The organism is Streptomyces himastatinicus ATCC 53653 (assembly GCF_000158915.1).
Taxonomy (GTDB): Bacteria; Actinomycetota; Actinomycetes; order Streptomycetales; family Streptomycetaceae; genus Streptomyces; species Streptomyces himastatinicus.
On record NZ_GG657754.1, the window covers coordinates 727,749 to 735,710 of the forward strand.

Here is a 7,962-nt window from a genome sequence, read left to right on the forward strand (position 1 = left end):
TAGCGCCGTGACCTCCCGGTCCGCCAGGGCCCGGATGCCGTCGGCGAACCGGACCGTCTCCCGGACGTGCCGCACCCAGTACTCCGGCGAGCACAGCTCACCGGCGGTGGCCGGCGTACCGGTCAGGTTCGACACCACCGCCAGCCGCGGCTCACCGAACTCCAGGCCCCCCACCACCCGACGGAACTCCTCCAGCATCGGGTCCATCAACGGCGAGTGGAACGCGTGCGAGACACGCAAACGGCTCGTCCTGCGCCCCTCACCCTCCAAGCGGGCCCCGATCGCCAGGACGGCATCCTCCTCACCGGACACCACCACCGACCCCGGACCATTCACCGCCGCCACCGACACCCCATCGGTCAGCAAAGGCGCCACCTCATCCTCGGCCGCCTCGACCGCCACCATCGCCCCACCGGCCGGCAACCCATCCATCAACCGCGCCCGAGCCGCCACCAGACGGCACGCATCCTCCAGCGAGAACACCCCCGCCACATGCGCCGCCGCGACCTCACCGATCGAATGCCCGGCCACATAATCCGGCACCACACCCCACGACTCGACCAGCCGGAACAGCGCCACCTCCACCGCGAACAACGCAGGCTGCGCAAACCCGGTCCGATCCAGCACCTCCGGCTCCCCGCCCCACATCACCTCCCGCAACGAGGGATCGAACTGCGCCAGCACCCCGTCCAACGCCCCCGCGAACACCGGGAAACGCCCATACAACTCCCGCCCCATACCCAGCCGCTGACTCCCCTGCCCCGAGAACAGGAAAGCCAGCTTCCCGGGGCGTGGCGCGTCCGCGCGGAGGATGTGCGGGCCGTCTTCGCCGTCGGCGAGGGCGGCCAGTGCGGCCAGCAGCTCGCTTCGGTCGGTGGCCAGCAGCGCGGCCCGGTGCTCGAACAGCGAGCGGGTGGTGGCCAGCGAGTACGCCACGTCGGCGAACTCGAGCCCGGGCCGCGCGTCTGCGTGGGCGAGCAGGCGTCGTGCCTGCGCCCGCAAGGCGTCCGGCGTCCTGGCGGACAACAGGACCGGAACGGTCTCACCCTCGACGGGAGACCGTCGCGCGGGTTCCTCGGTCGGCGGTGCCTGCTCCAGGATCACGTGCGCGTTCGTCCCGCTGGCGCCGAACGAGGAGATGCCCACCCGGCGCGGGCGGCCGGAGTCCGGCCACTGGGCCGGTTCGGTCAGCAGCCGGACCGCACCGGCGCTCCAGTCCACATGGGACGAAGGCGTGTCCGCGTGCAGGGTCTTCGGCAGCAGACCGTGCCGCATCGCCTGCACCATCTTGATCACCCCCGCCGCGCCCGAGGCGGCCTGGGTGTGCCCGATGTTGGACTTCAGGGAGCCGAGCAGCAGCGGACTCGTCCGGTCCTGCCCGTAGGTTGCCAGCAGCGCCTGCGCCTCGATCGGATCGCCCAGCGTGGTGCCCGTGCCGTGCGCCTCCACCGCGTCGATGTCGGCGGGCGAGAGTTGGGCGTCGGCCAGCGCGCGCTGGATCACCCGCTGCTGCGACGGCCCGTTCGGAGCGGTGAGGCCGTTGGACGCACCGTCCTGGTTGATCGCCGAGCCGCGGAGTACGGCGAGCACGGGGTGACCGCTGCGGCGCGCGTCCGAGAGGCGTTCGATCACCAGCATGCCCACGCCCTCGGCCCAGCCCGTACCGTCGGCGTCCTCGGAGAACGCCTTGCAACGGCCGTCCGGCGAGAGCGCGCCCTGTGCGCTGAACTCCACGAATCCGACTGGGGTCGCCATCACGGTCACTCCGCCGGCCAAGGCCACCGAGCACTCCCCCGACCGCAGCGCCTGCGCGGCCAGGTGGAGGGCGACCAGCGACGACGAGCAGGCGGTGTCCACCGAGACGGTGGGGCCCTGGAGCCCGAAGGTGTACGCCAGCCTGCCGGAGAGGAGGCTCGCCGACTGCGCGGTCTCCCACCGGCCAAGGTGCTCGGGCAGGCGGTAGTCACCGCTGCCGCCGCCGACGAACGCTCCGGCGTCGGTCCCGCGCAGCGCGGCCGGGTCGATCCCCGCCCGCTCCAGGGCTTCCCAGGCCGATTCGAGTACGAGGCGCTGCTGCGGATCCATCACCAGGGCCTCATGCGGAGAGATCCCGAAGAAGCCGGGGTCGAAGTCGGCCGCGTCGTGCAGGAAGCCGCCGCTGCGGGTGACGCTTCCGCCGTTGCCCCCCGTGTCGCCGCTGAGAAGGGCGTCGAAGTCCCAGCCTCGGTCCACCGGCATGTCACCGACGGCGTCGGTGCCGGCCAGGACGAGTTCCCAGAGGTCTTCCGGCGACCGCACGCCGCCGGGGAAGCGGCAGCTCATGCCGACGATCGCAATCGGGTCGTCGGCCGTACGGGCGGACGGCGCCGCCGGGACGACCGGGACGGTCCGCTCGCCGAGCAGGGCGGTCAGCAGGTGGTCGGCCAGTTCGTTCGGGGTCGGGAAGTCGAATACGGCGGTGGCGGGCACGCTCAGTCCGGTGGCCCTGGTGAGCTGGTCGCGCAGGTCGACGGCGGTCAGGGAGTCGAACCCGAGGTCCCGGAAGGGCAGATCGGCCTCGACGGCACCGGCGTCGGTGTGCCCCAGCACCAGGGCGCTCTTCTCCCTCACCACGGCGAGCAGTTCACCGAAGCGCTCGGTTTCGGGCAGGCCGAGCAGCCTGTCCCGAAGCTCGGTCGCCGCGGGTCCCTCGGTGCCCGCGATCCCTGCGATGCCGGCGGTCTCGCCGTCCCGTAGCGCTGCGTCGAGCGCCGCGCGAGCCTCCGGCAGGCCGGCCAGCAGCGCGCTGGGCCGAGCCGCGGTGAAGGCGGGCGCGAAGCTGTCCCACTCCACGTCGGCCACGGTCAGCGATGCCTCGCCACTCGCGACCGCACGGCCGAGGGCCGCGAGCGCCACCTCCGTGTCCAGCACGGGCAGCCCGCTCGCCCGGAGGTGGCCGGTCATCGACCGCTCAGTGACCTCCGCCCACGCGCCCCACGCGACGCACAGCGCGGCCATGCCACGGTCGCGGCGCCGCTGCGCCATGGCTTCCAGAACGGCCCCCGTGGCCGCCTCGGCGCCCCGGCCCCGTACACCCCACACTCCGGCGACCGAGCTGAACAGGACGAACGCGTCCAACTCACGGTCGGCGAGGAGATCGTCAAGGTTCGTCACCCCGGCGAGCGCTTCGGAGAACGTGGCGCCGTCGGGCTCTTCGGCGTGCACGACGGCGGTCAGCTCACCGGCCGGGAGGACGTCGAGTACGGCCTTGAGCTCGTCACGATCGGCGGTGTCGCAGGCCAGTACGGTGACCGGGATTCCCCACTCGGCTGCGAGATCCGCATCCGTCAGGCCGGCTGTGTCGCGCCCGATGAGGACGAGGTGCCCGGCGCCTTCCCGGGCCAGCCAGCGGGCGACCCGGACGCCCATCGGTCCGGTGCCGACGACGAGCGCGGTACCGGACGGGGTCCAGCTCCCGGCGGGCGCCGTGGCCCGGACCAGGCGCCGCGCGAACACCCCGGAGGGCCGCACCGCGAGCTCGTCCTCCGGGGCGGGCAGCGGACGAGGTCCGCCGGCGGCGTGGCCGAGCAGCGCGGCGAACCGCGCATCCGGCGCCTCGGCCAAGTCGATCACGCCACCCCAGCGTTCGGGCCGCTCGAGCGCGGCCACCCGCCCCGCACCCCACACCGCCGCCTGGCGGGCGTCATCGATACGGTCGCCGGGCACCGTCTTCACGGCGCCCCGCGTGACGCACCACAGCGGCGCGGAGATCCCGGCCTCCGCCAGCGCCTCCAGCAGCTCCAGCGGACCGGGGCCGGACGAAAGCAGCGAGACCACGCCGGTGAAGTCCGTACGGCCGGCGTCGGACACCCGGCGGACCACGCGGACGGCCTCAGCGTCCGGCGCGTCACCACCCAGGGCATCGACAGTGGCGGAAGCCCAGGGGTCGCCCGCCTCCGCGAGTACGAGCCACCGACCCGGCTGATCGGCGTCCCCCTCCGGCACCGGCACCGGCACCCAGCTCACCCGGTACTGCCGGGCATCCGCGACCGCGACCTCGCGCCTGCGGCGGTTCCACGACGAGAGCGCCGACAGCGCCGGGGCCATCGCGCTCGCCGCGTCGCCGTCGAGGCCGAGCGTCGCGGCCAGTGCCGCCGGGTCCTCGCTCTCCACCGCCGACCAGAACTCGGCGTCGACCGGGTCGGCCGACGCGCTCGGCGTCGCCGGTTCGGGCCAGAAGTGCCGACGCTGAAAGGCGTACGTCGGCAGGCTGACGCATCCCGCACCCGTCCCGGCGAAGAAGGCGCGCCAGTCGAGGGAAGTGCCGTGCACATGCAGCCGGGACAGCGCGGTCACCAGCGCGGTTTCCTCACCGTGGTCGCGGCGTAGCACCGGCACCACCAGCGGGCCTTCGACCAGCTGTCCCGTCGCGGCGGACAGCTGCCCGTCGGGGCCGAGTTCGACGTACGCGCCCACGCCCGCATCGCGCAGGGCCCGGATGCCGTCGGCGAACCGGACCGTCTCCCGGACGTGCCGGACCCAGTATTCCGGCGAGCACAGCTCACCGGCGGTGGCGACCGTGCCGGTCAGGTTCGACACCACCGCCAGCCGCGGCTCACCGAACTCCAGCTCCCCGGCCACCCGCCGGAACTCCTCCAGCATCGGATCCATCAACGGCGAGTGGAACGCATGCGACACCCGCAGCCGCGTGGACCGCCTGCCCCGCTCCGAGAAGCGGGCCCCGATCGCCAGGACGGCATCCTCCTCACCGGACACCACCACCGACCCCGGACCATTCACCGCCGCCACCGACACCCCATCGGTCAGCAAAGGCGCCACCTCATCCTCGGCCGCCTCAACCGCCACCATCGCCCCACCGACCGGCAACCCATCCATCAACCGCGCCCGAGCCGCCACCAGACGGCACGCATCCTCCAGCGAGAACACCCCCGCCACATGCGCCGCCGCGACCTCACCGATCGAATGCCCGGCCACATAATCCGGCACCACACCCCACGACTCGACCAGCCGGAACAGCGCCACCTCCACCGCGAACAACGCAGGCTGCGCAAACCCGGTCCGATCCAGCACCTCCGAATCCCCGCCCCACATCACCTCCCGCAACGAGGGATCGAACTGCGCCAGCACCCCGTCCAACGCCCCCGCGAACACCGGGAAACGCCCATACACCTCCCGCCCCATACCCAGCCGCTGACTCCCCTGCCCCGAGAACAGGAAGGCGACCGGTCCGCGAGCGCCGCGTGCCACGCCGCGCGCGACCTCCGTCGACCCGTCCTCAGTGGCGAGCAGCACCGCGCGGTGCGCGAAGGCGGAGCGGGTCGTTGCCAGCGAGTAGGCCACGTCGGCGGCGGGCAGCTCGGAGTGGTGCTCGGTGAAGGACGTGAGCCGCGTGAGCTGGGCGCGCAGCGCCTCCGCGGTCTTGCCGGAGACGAGCCACGGCACTACCGCGGGTACGGTCCGGGCGGGCTCGGTTTCCGGTCGCCGCGTGTCCGTCGGGGCCTGTTCGATGATGACGTGGGCGTTCGTGCCGCTCATGCCGAACGCCGACACGCCCGCCCGGCGCGGCCCGCCGGTCTCGGGCCAGGCGGCGGGCCGGCTGAGCAGCGCGAGTTCGCCGGAGGCCCAGGCGATGTGCGGGGACGAGGCGTCCGCGTGCAGTGTTTTGGGCAGGGTGCCCCGCTGCATCGCCAGGACCATCTTGATCACACCCGCGACACCGGCAGCGGCCTGGGTGTGACCGAGGTTCGACTTGACCGTGCCCAGGAGCAGCGGGCGCGTCCGGTCCTGGCCGTAGGTCGCCAGCAGCGCCTGCGCCTCGATCGGATCGCCCAGCGTGGTGCCCGTGCCGTGGGCGTCGACGGCGTCGATGTCGGTGTACGCCAGCCCCGCGTCGGCCAGCGCCTGCCGGATGACGCGTTGCTGGGAGGGGCCGTTGGGGGCGGTGAGGCCGTTGGACGCGCCGTCCTGGTTGACGGCGGTACCGCGCACGATGCCGCGGACCTCGTGCCCGTTGCGTATCGCGTCGGAAAGCCGTTCCAGTACGAGCACGCCGACGCCCTCCGACCAGGAGGTGCCGTCCGCGTCCGCCGAGAACGCCTTGCAGCGGCCGTCCGGGGCCAGCCCGCCCTGGGCGCTGAACTCCACGAAGGCGTCCGGGCCCGACATCACCGACACGCCACCGGCGAGCGCCAGCGAGCACTCGCCGCCGCGCAGCGCCCGGATGGCCCAGTGCAGGGCGACCAGCGAGGCCGAGCAGGCCGTGTCGACGGTGACCGCCGGACCTTCGAGACCGAGCACGTACGACACGCGTCCCGACAGCACGCTCGCGGTGTTGCCGGTGGCCGCGTACCCCTGTACGTCCTCGGAACCGGCCCGCAGCACGGTGGTGTAGTCCTGGCCGTTGGTGCCGACGAAGACGCCCGTCTGGCTGCCGCGCAGCGCGCCGGGGTCGATGGCGGCCCGTTCCAGCGCCTCCCACGAGATCTCCAGCAGCAACCGCTGCTGCGGGTCCATGGCAAGCGCCTCGCGGGGCGAGATCCCGAAGAACCCGGCGTCGAACTCGGCCACGCCGCTGAGGAATCCGCCCTCGCGGGTGATGGACGACCCGGCCGCCAGCGCGTCCAGGTCCCAGTGCCGGTCGGTCGGGAACGGCGAGATCGCGTCGCGCCCCTCCGAGAGCAGCTGCCAGAAGTCCTCGGGCGAGGTCACTCCGCCGGGGAAGCGGCAGCCGATGCCGACGATCGCGATCGGGTCCTCGGCCGGGGGCCGGGTGGCGGGGTCCGCCGGCCGCGTGGCGGGGTCCGCCCGCTCCGGCAGCGATCCGAGCAGCTCGGCGAGCAGGAACTCCGCCAGTTCCTGCGGGGTCGGGTAATCGTACACCAGCGAGGCGGGCAGGGTCAGCCCGGTGGCCGTGGCGATCCCGTTGCGCAGTTCCAGCGTGGTCAGCGAATCGAAGCCCAGGTCCCGGAAGGTCCAGTCGGCCTCGACGGTGGTCGCGTCGGCGTGGCCGAGCACCGCGGCCACCTGGGTGCGCAGCAGATCCAGCAGGAACCTGCCGCGCTCGGCGTCGGGCATGCCCGCCAGCCGCTGCCGTAGCTCCGACTCGCCGGGCATACGGGCCGCGGCGGCGCCGCCGTCGGTCACGAGGGCCTGCCGCACCTCGGGCAGGTCGCCGACGAGCGGGGCGGGCCTGGCGGAGGTGTGCGCGAGGACGAAGCGGCCCCAGTCGATGTCGGCGACGGTGAGGGCGGTGTCGTCGTGCTCGACGGCGGCGCGCAGCGCGGAGATGGCGAGGTCCGGTGCGAGGGGCGTGAATCCGCCACGCCGTACCCGCCGTTCGATCTCGCCGCTGTCGTGGTCGGCGTCCACGCCGCCGCCCACGGCGCTACCGCCGACCATGCCCGATCCGGCCCACGGGCCCCAGGCGATCGACACGGCGGCGCGGCCCCGGGTCCTGCGGTGTTCCGCGAGGGCGTCCAGGTAGGCGTTCGCGGCGGCGTAGTTGCCCTGCCCGGCGGCGCCGATGACGCCGGCCGTCGAGGAGAACAGCACGAATGCCGACAGCTCGGCGTCCTGGGTCAGCTCGTCCAGGTTCCGCGCGGACACCGCCTTGGCGCGCAGTACGGCCGCGAAGTCGTCCGGCGTCAGGTCGTCCACGACGCGGTCCTCGATCACGCCCGCGGTGTGCATGACCGCGGTGAGCGGGCAGTCCTCGGGAATGTCCGCGAGGACCGCGGCGAGTTCGTCCCGGTCAGCGGCGTCGCAGGCCGTGATGGTGACCCGGGCGCCGAGTTCGGTGAGTTCCCGCCGCAGGCCGTCGGCGCCCGGCGCCTCCGGGCCGCGTCGGCTGATCAGCAGCAGATGGTCCGCGCCCTCGCGGGCCAGCCAGCGGGCGACGTGTCCGCCGAGGCCGCCGGTGCCGCCGGTGACCAGGACGGTGCCGCGCGGCGTGAACTCGCGCCC

The 7,962-nt window shown here is 73.5% G+C and carries 1 protein-coding gene; it reads right to left on the reverse strand.

From position 1 onward, the window contains the following. Positions 1-7,962 (reverse strand): type I polyketide synthase (locus SSOG_RS50770; protein ID WP_167542459.1); only part of this gene is annotated, 7,962 nt, incomplete at both ends.